The organism is Miltoncostaea oceani (genome assembly GCF_018141545.1).
In the GTDB taxonomy this organism is placed as follows: Bacteria; Actinomycetota; Thermoleophilia; order Miltoncostaeales; family Miltoncostaeaceae; genus Miltoncostaea; species Miltoncostaea oceani.
In genome coordinates this window covers 2,857,593-2,871,377 of sequence record NZ_CP064356.1, presented here as the reverse complement: position 1 = coordinate 2,871,377, position 13,785 = coordinate 2,857,593, and the positions used below count along the sequence as shown (strand labels likewise).

Genomic DNA, 13,785 nt, shown 5'->3' with positions numbered 1-13,785 from the left:
CTCAGAAGGCCGAGCCGGGGACGGGCGCCCCGGTGCGCGGCGGCGGTTCGCGCCGCCCCGCGAGGAACGGCCGGATCAGGACGGCGCCGGCGACGAACCCGCCGATGTGCGCCATGTACGCCACGCCGCCGCCTCCCGATGTGGCCGCGTCGCCGAGGTAGGCGAACTGCAGCACGAAGTAGATGCCGAGCCACAGCCAGGCCGGCAGTTTGAAGGGGAGGAAGAAGAATGGCAGCACGACGGTCCAGATGCGCACCCGTGGATAGAGCACGAGGTAGGCGCCGAGCACCCCCGATATCGCCCCCGACGCACCGATCAGGGGCACCGGGCTCCCGGGGTCGGTGAGCGCCTGCGCCACCCCCGCGAGCGCGCCGCACAGCAGGTAGAACGGCAGGAACCGGAGCCGCCCGAGGCGGTCCTCGACGTTGTTGCCGAAGACCCACAGGAACAGCATGTTGAACACCAGGTGCAGCACGTCGGCGTGCAGGAACTGGCTGGTGACGAGGCCGAGCAGCCGGTCCTGGCGCTGGTTGAGCTGCTGGCAGGCGTCGGCGTCGGGCGCCTCGCCCCCGACGAGGTGGTCGGCGACCAGCCCGTACTCGCAGAAGAGCGCCTGCCGCCCGTCGAGGCTGAGGTCGTCGGGCCGGCTCGCCGTGTAGGCGAAGACGAGGACGCAGGCGACGATCAACCCGATCGTCAGCACCGCCGGGCGCCGGATCGGGTTGACGTCCTTGAACGGGATCACGCCGCGGTGGACCTCACCCCGGGGCGAGCATGTGCGCCAGCAGCGCCGCCTGCGCGTGCATGCGGTTCTCCGCCTGGTCCCACACGGCCGAGCGCGGGCCGTGCAGCACCTCGTACGTGATCTCGTCGCCGGCGTGGGCCGGCAGGCAGTGCAGCGCGACGGCGCCGTCCCCCGCCCGGTCGAGCAGGGCGTCGTCGATGCGGTACGGCGCGAGGTCGCGCCGCCGCCGCTCCTCGGTGCCCTCGTCGCCCATCGAGACCCAGGTGTCGGTGTAGAGGGCGCGGGCCCCGGCGACGGCCTCGTGCGGGTCGTCCACGACGCGGGCCCCGCCGCCACGCTCGGCGCCGGTGGCGTCGGCCCATGCGACGACCTCCCCGGGCGGCCGGTACCCCTCGGGGCACGCCGCGACGACCTCCATGCCGGTGAGCGCCCCGACGATCATCAGCGACACGCAGACGTTGTTGCCGTCGCCCAGGTAGGCGACCCGCAGGCCCGACAGGTCGCCGAAGCGTTCCCGGAGCGTCTGGGCGTCGGCGAGCGCCTGGCAGGGGTGGTGCTCGTAGGTGAGGCCGTTCACGACCGGGACGCCGGCGTGGCGGTCGAGCTCCAGGAGCGTCTCGTGCGGGCCGGTCCGCAGGACGATGGCCTCGGCCATGCGGCCGAGCACCTTGGCGGTGTCCTCGATCGTCTCGCCGCGCCCGAGCTGCATGTCGGCGGGCGAGAGGACCATCGCCGAGCCCCCGAGCCGCTCGATGCCGCTGACGAACGAGACCCGGGTCCGGGTGGACGGGCGCTCGAAGATCAGGGCGATCACCTGGTGGCGCAGCAGCGGCGGCCAGCCGGCGGCGCGCCCGTCCTTGAGGGCGGCGGCGAGGTCGAGCACCGCCGCGACGCCCTCCGGCGAGTGGTGGCGCAGGGTGAGGAGGGAGCGCCCGGCGATGTCCGGGTGCGGCGTGAAGGGGGTGGCGATCACGGTGGCGGAGTGTATCCGGAGCCCGGTCGTGGGCCGGGGTTACGTCCGAGCGCGCCTCTAGTGTCGCGCCCGGATCCCGCGGAAGGCACGCCGATACACCGACTGCTCGACGATCGCGAGGGACTGCCCCACGCCGACGGTGCCGCGCGCAGGCGTCACGCGCTCCTGGTCGTCGCGACCCTCGTCCCGACCGTCCTGATCCTCGCGGGCTCCGTCTCGGCGTGGCCCCTCTACGCCCTGCCGATCGCGTTGTCGCTGCCCCTCGGCGGGCCCCGCGCCATGGCCGCCGCCGGCGCCGTGGCGAGCCTGACCGTCGCGTACGCCTCGGGGCGGCCGGGCGCGGACGGCGCGGCGATGGCACTCGGCGTCGCCGCCTTCCTGGTGACGGGCCTCGCGATCGGCGCGGGCCACCGGGCGCAGGAGCGCGATGCGCGGCGGATCGCGAACCTGTCGCTGATCGACCGGCTCACCGGCGTCCACAACTACGCCTTCTTCGCCGACGCCCTCCCGCGCGAGTGCCGCCGGGCCGAGCGGTACGGGCTCCCCCTGTCGCTGGTGGTGCTCGACCTGGACCGGTTCAAGGCCTTCAACGACCGCCACGGGCACGACGCCGGCAACCGCCTGCTGACCGCGGTCGGCGAGGCGATCCGCGCCAGCTCCCGCGCGTCCGACATCGCGGCGCGCTTCGGCGGCGAGGAGTTCGCGCTGATCGTCCCGGGTCCGGCGGAGGAGGCACTCGAGGCGGCGGAGCGGATCCGCGCCGCGGTCTCCCGGGTCTCGGTGCTGGTCGCCGGCGGCGAGTCGGCGGGCACCACGATCTCGGCGGGGGTCGCCGACTTCCAGAACGGCGACGGCGACGACGGCACGCGGATGCTCGACCAGGCCGACAAGGCGCTCTACCACTCGAAGGCCTCCGGCCGGGACCGCGTCAGCCTCTTCGCCCCCGAGCACCGCTGGGCGGCCGCCTCCTAGGTCTCGCGGGGCGCGGCCCCCGGGTCGTCCCCGGGTTCACGGTCGAGCAGGCGCACCAGCGCGGGCGGGAGGGGGGCGAAGGCCGCGGCGAGCGCCAGCAGGCCGCCCGCGAGGTGCATGACGACGACCTCGGGGTCCCGGGTCAGCACCTGGGTGGCCCCGTCGCCGACGGCCAGCGCCAGCAGGGCCCACACGATGAGGAGGGGCCCGGTGACCGCCAGGAACCGGCGCGCGGAGCACGTGCGCGTCGCCATGGCGATGCCGACGAGGCCGATGACGAGCCAGGCGAGTGCCGTGATCGGGTGCACCAGGAAGACGAACAGCGTCTGGGCGCTGTCGCTGCCGACGTCGTCGAGGCCGGTGTTGAGGACCCCGAGCAGGCCGAGGGTGAACGCGATCCCCGAGATGCCCCGGGCGACCCCGGTGACGGCGCGGGCGCGGGCGGCGGTGGTCGGCGGGGCCGTGGCCATGCGGCGCCAACCTATCCCGCGGGCGCGATCCGCTCCACCAGGTGCGCCGCGAGCAGCCCGAGGGCGGCCCCCGCCACGATGTCGGCCGGCTCGTGCTCGGCGTCGGCGACCCGCGCCAGCAGCCCGGCGGCCGTCGCGACGGCGAGGCCCGACCCGATGCGCGCGTGGTCGCGGCCGGCGGCCGCGGCGATGGCGACCGACGCCGCGGCGTGGCGGCTCGGGAACCCCCCGTCGGCCCGCGCCCCCGGACGCCGGCGGCCGAGGCGGTCGCGCAGGGCCCGGGCCACGAGGCTCGCCCCGGCTCCCGCGGCCAGGGCGCGCAGCCCCGCCGCGCGCGTCGGGCGGCGCAGGACCATGGCGGCGACCACGACCCGGAAGGCCGGGCTCATGCCGGCGGCGAGGGCGCGGGCGGCGGCCGGCGCGCCGGGGGTCGCGGCGCTCGCGCGGCGGACCCCCGCCCCGAGGCGGCGGTCGATTCGGGTGAGTGTCCGCATGCGGGCGACAGGCTAGCCCGCGCGGCGCCGGCGGCGGGTGGGAGGGGTGCGGCGCGTTGCTATCGTCGGCGGCGATGACACGCCGTGCGCTCGCCCTCCTGGCCGTCGTCGCGGCGGCCCTCGTCGTCGCGGGGTGCGGCGGCGGAGGGCTCGGCGGGGACGCGATCCAGACGGTGCAGACGGCGCCCGACCGCGACCCGGCCCCCGAGATCTCCGTGCCGGCCCTCGACGGCGGCGGCACGGTGACGCTCGACGACCGCGACCGGCCGGTGATCCTCAATTTCTGGGCCTCGTGGTGCGAGCCGTGCACCCGCGAGATGCCCGCCCTCGTGGAGTTCGCGACCGTCCACCCGGAGCTCGACGTCGTCGGCATCGCGGTGAACGACCGCCCGGCCGACAGCCGCCGCTTCGCCGAGGAGATCGGCATCCCGTTCGAGCTCGGCGTCGACCGCAGCGGCGACGTCGCCGCCGACTTCAACGTGCAGGGCCTGCCCGTCACGGTCGTGATCGACGCGGAGGGGCGTGTCGCCTCGGTGTTCCCCGGCGAGATCGACCGCGAGCAGCTCGACGCCTTCGCGCAGCAGCTCGGGACCTGATCCGGTGGCGGCGGCGGCCCCCGCGGTCCTCCATACTCCGTCGGTGCCGTCGTCCGCCGAGGCCCGCGTCGCCGACCACTGCCGCCGCCACGGTCTGCTGCCGCCGGGCGCGCCCGTGCTGGCGATGGTCTCCGGCGGCGCCGACTCGACCTGCCTGATGCACCTGCTGACCCGGGTCCACGACGGACCCGTCGGCGTGCTGAGCGTCGACCACGGCCTGCGTGCGGGTTCCGCCGGCGAGGCCGACGCCGCCCTCGAGGCCGCCGCGGCGCTCGGCCTGCGGACCCACCGGGCCGATCTCGCGATGGAGCCGGGGCCCGGTGCGCCGGAGCGGGCCCGGGCGCTGCGCCTCGACGCCGCCGCGCGCGTCGCCGCCGCGGGCGGGTACACGCGGATCGCGACGGGCCACACGGCCTCCGACCAGGCCGAGACGGTCCTCTTCCGGATGGCCCGCGGCGCGGGGCGGACGGGCGCCCTCGGCATGGCGCCCCGCCGCGGCGACCTGGTGCGGCCGCTGCTGCCGCTCGACGCCTCCGAGACGCGCGCCTGGTGCGCCGCCCACGGCCTGCCGGTCGCCGTCGACCCCACCAACGCGGACCCGGCGTATGCCCGCACCCGGGTGCGCGACGGCCTCGTGCCCGCGCTCGCCGCGGTCCACCCCGGCGCCGAGCGCCACGTGGCGGCGTTCGCCGAGGTGCTGCGCGACGAGGCCGAGCTGATCGCCCCCCTGGTCGACGCGGCGTGGGACCGCGCCCGCGACGGCGACGGGCTGCGCGTGGACGCCCTCCTCGCCGAGCCCGCCGCGATGCGCCGCCTGCTGGTCCGCCGCCTCGTCGCCGGGGCGGGGCTGCCCGCCGACGCGGCGGGCACCGGCCCGCTCGCGCGGGTGCTCGGACTCTGCGGGGCGCCCGGCGTGGTCAACCTGCCGGGTGATGGGCGCGCCGCCGTCGCACGGGGCGTGCTGGTGGTCAGCGGCCCCCCTCGCCCGGCGCCGGCCGAGGCCGACCTCGGGATCCCGGGTCGCGTCCGGTTCGGGGACGTCGCCGTCGCCGCCCGCATCGGCGCCGCCGCGCCGCCCGCGGCGGACCGGGTGGCCGTCGCCTGCGGACGCCCCCTGCGGGTGCGGTCGACGCGGCCCGGCGACCGCCTGCCCCTGCGCGACGGGGGTCACGTGGCGGTCGGGCGCCTGCTCGCCGACCGCGGCGTCCCGGCGCGCCGGCGTCCCGAGGTGCCCGTCGTGGCCGACGGCGACCGCGTCGTCTGGGTCGCCGGCCACCGCGCCGCCGACGACCTGCTCGCCCCTCCCGGCGTCCGCGCCGTCGTGCTCGAGCTGGTGGGCGCATGAGCGGCGACTACGGGTCCATCGGCCGCACCCTCGTCTCCGAGGAGGAGCTGCAGGCGCGCATCACCGAGATCGCCGCCGAGGTCTCCGCCGACTACGAGGGCCGCGAGCTGCTCGTCATCGGGGTCCTGAAGGGCGCGATCTTCTTCATCGCCGACCTCGTCCGGCGCATCAGCGTCCCGTGCGAGCTCGACTTCATGGCCGTCTCGTCGTACGGCTCCGCGACCCACTCGTCGGGCGTCGTCCGGATCCTGAAGGACCTGGACATCCCGATCGCCGGGCGCCACGTGCTCCTCGTCGAGGACGTCATCGACTCCGGTCTGACGCTCTCGTACCTGCTGAAGAACCTCGCGTCGCGCAAGCCGGCGTCGCTCGAGATCTGCTCGCTGCTGACCAAGCCGGGCCACAAGCGCCTGAAGATGCCGACCCGCTACATCGGCTTCGACCTGCCCGACGTCTTCGTCATCGGGTACGGCCTCGACCACGCGGAGCGGTACCGCGAGCTGCCCTACATCGCCGAGCTGGAGCTCTGACCCCACCGTCGTGAGCGGGTCCGGGGACCCCGCGGCGGGGGGAGCGGGGGGCGGGGAGGGCGCTGCTATCCTCGGACGCAGGGATCGCGTCCCGCCCGGCGGTCAAGCAGCTCGTCGCGCGTGCCGATCGACGGCTCAACACCCCCGCCTGTCTGGAGCACGGTGAACAAGTTCCTCAAGAGCGCGGCGTTCCCGATTTTGATCGTGATCTTGTTGGTGTTCGTGGCGCAGCGGTTGGTGGTGTCGTCGGAGCCGTCGTCTCCGGCGCCGACCTTCGATCAGTTCGTGACGGACATCGGTGATGGTCGGGTGGAGCGGGCGACGATCAAGGTGGAGTCGAAGGAGGTGGATGTCGTCTTGAAGGATGAGACGAAGTTCACCACCGGTTACCCCGAGGATTATTCGAACACCCTGGTGAACCAGTTGGAGGCGGCGAAGGTCCCGTTCGAGGTGAAGGGGATCCCGTCGTCTCCGTGGTGGTCGAGTCTCATCTGGTTGGCGCCGTTCATTTTGTTCATCGGGTTCTGGATCTATCTGATGAACCGGATGCAGGGTGGTGGGTCGAAGGTGATGTCGTTCGGGAAGTCCCGGGCGAAGCGGATGGCGGTGGACGCCCCGAAGATCACCTTCAAGGATGTGGCGGGGGCGGATGAGGCGGTGGAGGAGCTCCATGAGATCAAGGAGTTCCTCGAGAACCCGAAGAAGTTCCAGGCCTTGGGGGCCCGCATCCCCAAGGGCGTCCTCCTGTTCGGTCCCCCGGGGACGGGGAAGACCCTCCTGGCGCGTGCCGTGGCGGGTGAGGCGGGTGTCCCGTTCTTCTCGATCTCCGGGTCGGATTTCGTGGAGATGTTCGTCGGTGTCGGCGCCAGCCGTGTCCGGGACCTGTTCGAGCAGGCCAAGCAGTCCAGTCCCTGCATCATCTTCATGGATGAGATCGACGCGGTCGGCCGGCACCGTGGCGCGGGGCTCGGTGGTGGCCATGACGAGCGTGAGCAGACCTTGAACCAGCTCCTTGTGGAGATGGATGGTTTCGAGGCGAAGGACAACATCATCTTGATCGCCGCCACCAACCGACCCGACATCCTCGACCCGGCGTTGCTTCGGCCCGGCCGCTTTGACCGGCAGATCGTGGTGGACCGCCCCGACCGGGATGGCCGCGCCCAGATCCTGCGGGTCCACACCAAGGGCAAGCCGATCGCCAAGGCCATCGACTTGATGACCCTTGCGGGTCAGACGCCGGGGTTCACGGGTGCGGATCTCGCGAACCTCGTGAACGAGGCGGCGTTGCTCGCAGCCCGTAAGGGCAAGCGGTTGATCGAGCAGGCCGAGTTGGAGGAGGGGATCATGCGTGTCATCGCGGGTCCCGAGAAGAAGTCCCGCCTCCTCTCCGAAAAGGAGCGGGTGGTGACCGCCTACCACGAGATGGGGCATGCCCTGGTCGGGCATTTCCTCCCGGATGCCGACCCCGTCCACAAGATCTCGGTGGTGTCCCGCGGCCAGGCGTTGGGGTACACGATCTCGATGCCGGTGGAGGACAAGTTCCTCACCACCAGGGCCCAGCTCGAGGATCAGATGGCGATGACCTTGGGGGCCGGGCGGCGGCGGAGTTGGTGTTCAGTGAGATCACGACGGGCGCCGCGAACGACCTCGAGAAGGTGACGAGCACCGCCAAGCAGATGACGATGCGGTTCGGGATGTCCGACAAGTTGGGGCCGCGTGTGTTGGGCCACAACCATGGGGCGCCGTTCCTCGGCCGCGACATGCATTCGGAACCCGACTACTCGGATGACCTCGCCCGGACGATCGATTCGGAGATCCGCAGGATCATCGAGGAGGCCCACCAGCGGGCCCGTGACATCCTCACCGAGCACCGTGAGGACCTCGAGAACCTCAGCCAGATCCTCCTGCGCCGCGAGACGATCGAGCGGACCGAGTTCATCGCGTTGCTGGAGGGCCGTGATGAGGCGGAGGTCTTCGCCGAACGCGACGCGAAGGCCGCCGAGCTCGCCCGCGAATCGGAGTTGGCGAACGCCCCCGACAAGCCCAAGCACAAGCGCCTCCCCTACCCGGGGGCCGGTGAACCCCTCACCGAGGCGTAGACACCACCCCCCCGACCCGGGGGTGGGCTTCGAGTGGTAGTGCCGGCGGCCGCCCCACGGGGCGGCCGCCGCCGTCGACAGGCCGGATCCGGGTCCCGCCGCCTCAGCCGGCGATCACCGGGCGCCGGGCGGGCTCCGCGTCCGCGGCGACCCGTCGCGCGAACGCCGCCACGTCGGCGGCGGCGCGTGCCGGCTCCTCCCAGTGCGGGACGTGTCCCGTCCCCTCGTAGACGACCAGCTCGGCGTCCGGGATCACGTCCGCCAGCGCCTCCTGGTCGGCCCTGCGGGCGTAGGCGTCGCGGTCCCCCCACAGGATCAGCGTCGGCGCCATGACCGGCCCCCGCTCGGTCGGGACCTCCGCCGCGAGGGAGTCCTCCAGGTACGCCCGCCAGACGGCGGCCGGCAGCTTGCGGCTCTCGGAGACGACCATCGCGAAGAACCCCGGGGGAACCGGGCGGGTGAGGGTGCTCGCCTGGAAGTCACGCACGAATCCGGGGTCCACCGGGTCGCCGAGGCCCGCGACGGCCTCGCGCAGGCCGTCGACGCCCTCGATGTCGCGCATCGACCGGAACGCGCCGACCAGGACGAGGCCGAGCGTGCGCTCCGGGGCCCCGATCGCGACGTACTGCGCGGCGTAGCTGCCCCCCGAGTGCCCGAGGACGACGGCGCGGTCGATGCCGAGCGCGTCCAGCAGGGCGACCGCGTCGGATGCGAACACCTCGGGCCCGTAACCGGCCGCCGGCCGGTCCGAGTCGCCGTGGCCGCGCTGGCTGGGCGCGACGACGCGGAGGGACGGGGGCAGGTGCCGCATCAGCGGAGCGAACGAGTGCAGCGAGTCGCTGTAGCCGTGGAGCAACACGAGGGGGACGCCGCGCGGGTCGCCGTGCTCGACGTACTCCAGGCGGACGCCGGTGGACAGGCGGACGGAGCGGATGCGGTGGTTCATGGTGGCCTCCGGGTGGCGGACGGTGGTGACGGCCGTGAGCCTCGGCCGCCGCGCCCCCGCCGGCATCGGTAGGTCTGCCCATATTGCGCGTCCGCGGCGCGGTCGCTCACCCTCAGACGGCGGTGGCGAGGAGGTCGTGTTCGTGGGCGAACAGCGCGACGGCGGCGCGACTGGACACGCCGAGCTTCCCGTAGACGTGCTGGACGTGGTGCTCGGCCGTCCGCCGCGAGATGACGAGGCGCTCCGCGATCGCGGCGTTCGAGCACCCCGCGGCGACCAGCCGCACCACCTCGACCTCGCGCGCGCTCAGGCCCCCCGGACCCGGCCGCCGGCCACGCCGCGGCGGCCGGTCCGCGAGAGCGTCGAGGACGCCGGTCACCGCATCGTGGTCGAGCCGGCCCGCGCGCGCCTCCCCCGCGAGGGCGTCGGCGGCGGCCTCGGCGCCGAGCGCCGGCCGGTGCGGCCTGTCCTGGGTCATCGCCGCGCAGGCGTCCGCCGCGGCGAGGACCCGGGCGGCGACCGGCAGGTCCCGGGCCCCGCAGCCCCGGTGGTACCCCGACCCGTCGAGCCGCTCGTGGTGCATGCCCGCCAGCCGGGCGAGCGGGGCGAGGGCCTCCGACGTCGCGAGGATCCGCTCGGAGTGGTAGGCGTGCATCCGCACCTGCTCCCACTCACCCCCGGTCAACCGGCCGGGCTTCTCCCACACCACGTTCGAGACGGCGAGGCGGCCCAGGTCGTGGAGGTGGGCCGCCACCTCGAGGGACGCGACCGCGGCGGGGTCGAGGCCGATGCGCTCCCCGGCGGCCCGGCTGAGCCGCGCGACCGCCGCCGAGTGCCCGTGGGTGAAGGGCGTCTTCAGGTCCGCGAGGTCCCCGAACGCGGCGGCGATGGCGGGGAGCCGTGCGCGGGGGTACTCGCGGTGGGGCGTCGGCTCCACCTCGAGCATGCGGGTACGCGGATCGCCCGCACGGGACCCGGCGAGCATGCGCGTCCCGTCGGCCACCAGGGCCCCGACGATCCCCGGGTCGAGCACGCCACCGGCCCGGCGCCGCAGCGCCGCCACCGCGGCGTCGGGCCCGCGCAGGTGGTCCAGGCGCGCGGCGTCGGCCGCGACCTGGGCGATGCGGGCCACGACGGCGATGTCGTCCCCGCGCAGCCCCTGCGGCGCCCCGCCGCCGTTCCACCACTCGCCGATCTCGTGGAGGGCCCGCTCGACGCCGGCGCCGAGGCCGAGGCGCCGGGCCGTTGCGCGAGCCACCTCGCAGGACCCGGTGTCGTACATGCGGCCGAACTCCGTCCCGTGCTCGGCCACGTAGCGGGCGACCCGCCCCCGGTCGGCGCTCGGCACGCCCTCCAGCAGCGCGGGCACGAGGCCCGCCGCGATCTCGGCGGGGTCGGCCAGGTGGACCGCCGCCGCCGCGGCGGTCACGCGGCGTTCGTCGCCGAAGACCGCCGCCGTCTCGTGGGAGAGGGCGGGGCACCCGACGTGCCCGAGGAGGGCGGTGTAGAAGGCGTCGGACACCTCGGCCTCGGTGAGCCCGACGCGGCGGGCGAGCGCGGTGGCGAGGAGGCAGCTCCGCATCGCCTCCTCCGGAGGGAGGCCGAAGCCGAGGTCCGTCGCGATGGAGAGGCCGCCGAGCAGGTCGGCGAGACGCAGCCGTTCGCCCACGGGCCGAGTGTCGCACGACCCGCCGCCCCGGCGCTGCCCGCGCGCGTAGCCTTGGCGGGTGGCCGACCCCCTCTCCTGGCTGGACCCCCCGTGCGTCATGGGGATCCTCAACGTCACCCCCGACTCCCTCTGGGGGGGTGACGGCCCGCTGCCCGCGACGGACGCCGTCGCGCGCCTCCGGGCGATGGCGGCCGACGGCGCCGCGATCTGCGACGTCGGCGCGGAGAGCACCCGGCCCGGTGCCGACCCGGTGCCCCCGGAGGAGCAGCTCGCCCGCCTCGCCGGCGTCCTCACCGCCGTCCGCGACGACCCGCCGCCGATCGCGCTCTCCATCGACACGTCCTCCGCCGCCGTCGCGGCCGCCGCCCTCGACGCGGGCGCGGCGCTCGTCAACGACGTCACCGCCGGCCGCGGCGACCCCGCGATGCTGCCCCTCGTCGCCGAGCGCGGCGCCGCGATCTGCCTCGTCCACATGCGGGGCGACCCCCGCACGATGCAGTCCGACCCCCGCTACGGCGACGTCGTCGGCGAGGTGCGCGACCACCTCGCACGCCGCCTGGACGCGGCCGTCGACGCCGGCATCCCCGAGGAGCACGTGATCCTCGACCCCGGCCTCGGGTTCGGGAAGCGCCTCGAGCACAACCTCGCCCTCCTCGCCGGCGTCCCCGCACTCGCGGCGCTCGGGCGCCCCGTGCTGATCGGCGTGTCGCGCAAGAGCATGTTCGCCGCGCTCCTCGGCCGCGAGGTGGGGGAGCGCATGCCCGCCTCCGTCGCCGCCGGGCTGGCCGCCGTCGCCCGCGGCGCCGCGGTGCTGCGGGTGCACGACGTCCGGGAGACCCACGACGCCCTCGCCGTCTGGCGGGCGGTGGAGGAGGCGGGATGAGCGACGACCGGCTGACCGTGTCCCTGACGGGTCTCGAGGCCTTCGGGCGCCACGGCGTCTACCCCGCCGAGACCGACCTGGGGCAGCGCTTCGTGGTCGACGTGACCATGACCCTCGCCGCGTCGACGGCGACCCTGTCCGACGGCCTCGGCGACACCGTCGACTACGCGGCGCTCGCCGACGCCGTCGTCGCGATCGTCGCCGGCCCACCCGTGAAGCTGATCGAGCGCCTCGCCGGGCTGATCGCCGACCGCGCACTCGCCGAGCCGGGCGTCGCCGCCGTCGAGGTGACGGTCCACAAGCCCCACGTCGCGATCCCCCACACCCTCAGCGGCGCCTCCGTCACGCTGCGCCGCGTCGCGACCCCGCCGGCGTGAGCGCGCGCTACTGGCTCGGGCTCGGGGCGAACCTCGGCGACCGCCGCGCCGCCCTCGAGGCGGCCCTCGGCCGGCTCGCCGTCCGGCACACGCTGGAGGCCGTCAGCGGCGCCTGGGAGACCGCGCCGCGCGAGGTCACCGACCAGCCGGCGTTCCTCAACGCCGCCGCCCGCATCGCCTCCGACCTCGCGCCGCCCGCGCTGCTCGACGCGGTGAAGGAGATGGAGCGGGAGCTCGGCCGCGCCCCCGGTGGCATCCGCTTCGGGCCCCGCGCGATCGACTGCGACCTGCTGCTCTGGGACGGCGGGGAGTGGCACGACGCCCGCCTCGACATCCCCCACCCCCGCCTGCACGAACGGCGGTTCGCGCTGCTGCCGGTGCTCGAGATCGACCCGTCCATCGCGCTCCCCGACGGTCGCGCGCTGGCGTCGCTCGCCGCCGCGCTCGACCCCGTCGAGCAGCCTGCCGAGCGGGTTCCCGGCGCCCTCGTGCCCGCCCGGGAGCCCGGAGGGGGCGCGCTATGATCGGCGGCCGTCCGAGCACCGAGGAGCACCTGGCATGTCCCACACCGACGAGCTCGAGGAGTACGACGCCGAGCTCGAGCTGAGGCTCAAGCGGGAGTACGCCGACGTCTTCCCGCTGTTCCGCTTCTGCGTCCTCACGCAGGAGGCGACGTACCTCTGCAACCGCTTCGAGCGGGACTTCATGCCGCAGGCGTCCTACCCCTTCTTCCACATCACGATGGAGGACGTCTGGGTGTGGGACAAGAACCGCCCGACGCGCATCATCCCGCGCGTCGAGATCTACACGACGCAGGACGTCACGGTCGAGATCCTGAAGGGGGACGCGCCCGCGACCCCCGACGAACCCGCCGCCTGAGGGCCCGCGCGATGCTGCTCGCGATCGACGTCGGCAACACCCAGACGCAGGCGGGGGTCTACTCGGGGGAGGAGCTCCTCCACGAGTGGCGCATCTCAACCGAGCGCGGCGCCACCGCCGACGAGCTCGCGGCCGACCACGACCAGATCCTCCGCCTGCGCGGCGGCAGCCTCGGTGAGCTCGACGAGATGATCGTCGCGTCCGTCGTCCCGACGCTCTCCGCCGCCTACGCGTCCCTCGCCGTCAAGTACCTGCACCGCGAGGCAACCATCATCGGCCCGGGCGTCCGCACCGGCATCTCGCTCGCGATCGACAACCCCCGCGAGCTCGGCGCCGACCGCATCGTCAACGCCGTCGCCGCGCACCGCCGCCACGGCGGGCCGTGCATCGTCGTCGACTTCGGGACCGCCACCACGTTCGACGCCGTGTCCGAGTCCGGCGAGTACCTCGGCGGGGCGATCGCCCCCGGCATCGAGACCTCGCTCGACGCGCTCGCGTCCCGCGCCGCCCGCCTCGCGCGTGTCGACCTCGTCGCCCCGCCCCGCGTGATCGGCAAGTCGACCGCCGAGAGCATGCGCTCCGGCATCGTCTTCGGCACCGTCGCGATGGTCGACGGGGTCGTCGCCCGCATGAAGGAGGAGCTCGGGCCGGACACCTTCGTGCTCGCCACCGGGGGCCTCGCGGCCCTGGTCTGCCCGCTCTCCGTCGAGATCGACGAGAACGACCCCCTGCTCACGCTCGAGGGGCTGCGGATGGTCCACGAGCTCAACGCCCGCCGGCCGGCGGAGACGGGGGACCCCCGATGAG

Annotated in this window: 15 protein-coding genes and 1 pseudogene; 10 read left to right on the top strand and 6 right to left on the bottom strand. The window is 74.7% G+C overall.

The window, feature by feature from the left end:
• Position 1: 1 nt before the first annotated feature.
• A complete protein-coding gene (locus IU369_RS14680) occupies positions 2–745 on the bottom strand; it encodes a rhomboid family intramembrane serine protease (RefSeq protein ID WP_217921729.1) in 744 nt (247 codons plus the stop codon).
• 13 nt (positions 746–758) lie between these two features.
• Complete coding sequence (gene argF / locus IU369_RS14675; RefSeq protein WP_217921728.1) at positions 759–1,718, bottom strand: ornithine carbamoyltransferase; 960 nt, start codon at positions 1,716–1,718, stop codon at positions 759–761.
• A gap of 60 nt (positions 1,719–1,778) precedes the next feature.
• On the opposite strand from argF, the gene IU369_RS14670 reads away from it, so the two are divergent.
• Positions 1,779–2,690: a GGDEF domain-containing protein gene (locus IU369_RS14670; protein WP_217921727.1), complete on the top strand. Its 912-nt coding sequence runs from the start codon at positions 1,779–1,781 to the stop codon at positions 2,688–2,690.
• Here the strand turns inward: IU369_RS14670 and IU369_RS14665 are convergent.
• Entirely contained in the window at positions 2,687–3,160 is a 474-nt protein-coding gene (locus IU369_RS14665; RefSeq protein ID WP_217921726.1) for a DUF4383 domain-containing protein, read from the bottom strand. The two genes, IU369_RS14670 and IU369_RS14665, sit on opposite strands and share 4 nt — an antisense overlap.
• An 11-nt stretch (positions 3,161–3,171) precedes the next feature.
• Complete coding sequence (locus tag IU369_RS14660; protein ID WP_217921725.1) at positions 3,172–3,654, bottom strand: phosphatase PAP2 family protein; 483 nt, start codon at positions 3,652–3,654, stop codon at positions 3,172–3,174.
• A gap of 74 nt (positions 3,655–3,728) precedes the next feature.
• On the opposite strand from IU369_RS14660, the gene IU369_RS14655 reads away from it, so the two are divergent.
• From IU369_RS14655 to ftsH, 4 genes and pseudogenes are all read left to right on the top strand, one after another.
• Complete coding sequence (locus IU369_RS14655; protein ID WP_217921724.1) at positions 3,729–4,250, top strand: TlpA family protein disulfide reductase; 522 nt, start codon at positions 3,729–3,731, stop codon at positions 4,248–4,250.
• A gap of 43 nt (positions 4,251–4,293) precedes the next feature.
• The gene (tilS, locus tag IU369_RS14650; RefSeq protein WP_217921723.1) at positions 4,294–5,595 is read left to right on the top strand and encodes a tRNA lysidine(34) synthetase TilS; all 1,302 of its coding nucleotides are present in this window, start codon (positions 4,294–4,296) and stop codon (positions 5,593–5,595) included.
• Positions 5,592–6,125: a hypoxanthine phosphoribosyltransferase gene (gene hpt / locus IU369_RS14645; protein WP_217921722.1), complete on the top strand. Its 534-nt coding sequence runs from the start codon at positions 5,592–5,594 to the stop codon at positions 6,123–6,125. Before tilS ends, hpt begins: the two co-directional genes overlap by 4 nt.
• Before the next feature lie 162 nt (positions 6,126–6,287).
• Positions 6,288–8,224 (top strand): annotated as a pseudogene (ftsH, locus tag IU369_RS14640) (ATP-dependent zinc metalloprotease FtsH).
• Positions 8,225–8,327: 103 nt separating this feature from the next.
• On the opposite strand, the gene IU369_RS14635 reads toward ftsH, so the two are convergent.
• Positions 8,328–9,170 carry an alpha/beta fold hydrolase gene (locus IU369_RS14635; RefSeq protein WP_217921721.1) on the bottom strand — a complete coding sequence of 281 codons (843 nt, stop codon included), beginning with the start codon at positions 9,168–9,170 and terminating at the stop codon, positions 8,328–8,330.
• 112 nt (positions 9,171–9,282) lie between these two features.
• Positions 9,283–10,839, bottom strand: a complete 1,557-nt coding sequence (locus tag IU369_RS14630) for an HD domain-containing phosphohydrolase (protein WP_217921720.1) — start codon at positions 10,837–10,839, stop codon at positions 9,283–9,285.
• Between the two features lie 58 nt (positions 10,840–10,897).
• Between IU369_RS14630 and folP the strand changes: the two genes are divergently transcribed.
• The 5 genes from folP to IU369_RS14605 are packed head-to-tail and all read left to right on the top strand — an operon-like array spanning position 10,898 to position 13,784.
• Positions 10,898–11,722: a dihydropteroate synthase gene (folP, locus tag IU369_RS14625; RefSeq protein WP_217921719.1), complete on the top strand. Its 825-nt coding sequence runs from the start codon at positions 10,898–10,900 to the stop codon at positions 11,720–11,722.
• The gene (folB, locus tag IU369_RS14620; RefSeq protein WP_217921718.1) at positions 11,719–12,099 is read left to right on the top strand and encodes a dihydroneopterin aldolase; all 381 of its coding nucleotides are present in this window, start codon (positions 11,719–11,721) and stop codon (positions 12,097–12,099) included. The genes folP and folB overlap by 4 nt, the downstream gene beginning before the upstream one ends.
• Positions 12,096–12,623: a 2-amino-4-hydroxy-6-hydroxymethyldihydropteridine diphosphokinase gene (folK, locus tag IU369_RS14615; RefSeq protein ID WP_217921717.1), complete on the top strand. Its 528-nt coding sequence runs from the start codon at positions 12,096–12,098 to the stop codon at positions 12,621–12,623. The genes folB and folK overlap by 4 nt, the downstream gene beginning before the upstream one ends.
• Before the next feature lie 34 nt (positions 12,624–12,657).
• Positions 12,658–12,978: a DUF2469 family protein gene (locus IU369_RS14610; RefSeq protein ID WP_217921716.1), complete on the top strand. Its 321-nt coding sequence runs from the start codon at positions 12,658–12,660 to the stop codon at positions 12,976–12,978.
• Between the two features lie 11 nt (positions 12,979–12,989).
• Positions 12,990–13,784 carry a type III pantothenate kinase gene (locus tag IU369_RS14605; RefSeq protein ID WP_217921715.1) on the top strand — a complete coding sequence of 265 codons (795 nt, stop codon included), beginning with the start codon at positions 12,990–12,992 and terminating at the stop codon, positions 13,782–13,784.
• Position 13,785: the final 1 nt, after the last annotated feature.

Bases quoted from the DNA above. Each gene is read 5' to 3' on its own strand.
- IU369_RS14665 (WP_217921726.1), bottom strand. From the start codon at position 3,160: ATGGCCACGGCCCCGCCGACCACCGCCGCCCGCGCCCGCGCCGTCACC.
- IU369_RS14660 (WP_217921725.1), bottom strand. From the start codon at position 3,654: ATGCGGACACTCACCCGAATCGACCGCCGCCTCGGGGCGGGGGTCCGC.
- IU369_RS14655 (WP_217921724.1), top strand. From the start codon at position 3,729: ATGACACGCCGTGCGCTCGCCCTCCTGGCCGTCGTCGCGGCGGCCCTC.
- hpt (WP_217921722.1), top strand. From the start codon at position 5,592: ATGAGCGGCGACTACGGGTCCATCGGCCGCACCCTCGTCTCCGAGGAG.
- IU369_RS14635 (WP_217921721.1), bottom strand. From the start codon at position 9,170: ATGAACCACCGCATCCGCTCCGTCCGCCTGTCCACCGGCGTCCGCCTG.
- folB (WP_217921718.1), top strand. From the start codon at position 11,719: ATGAGCGACGACCGGCTGACCGTGTCCCTGACGGGTCTCGAGGCCTTC.
- IU369_RS14610 (WP_217921716.1), top strand. From the start codon at position 12,658: ATGTCCCACACCGACGAGCTCGAGGAGTACGACGCCGAGCTCGAGCTG.
- IU369_RS14605 (WP_217921715.1), top strand. From the start codon at position 12,990: ATGCTGCTCGCGATCGACGTCGGCAACACCCAGACGCAGGCGGGGGTC.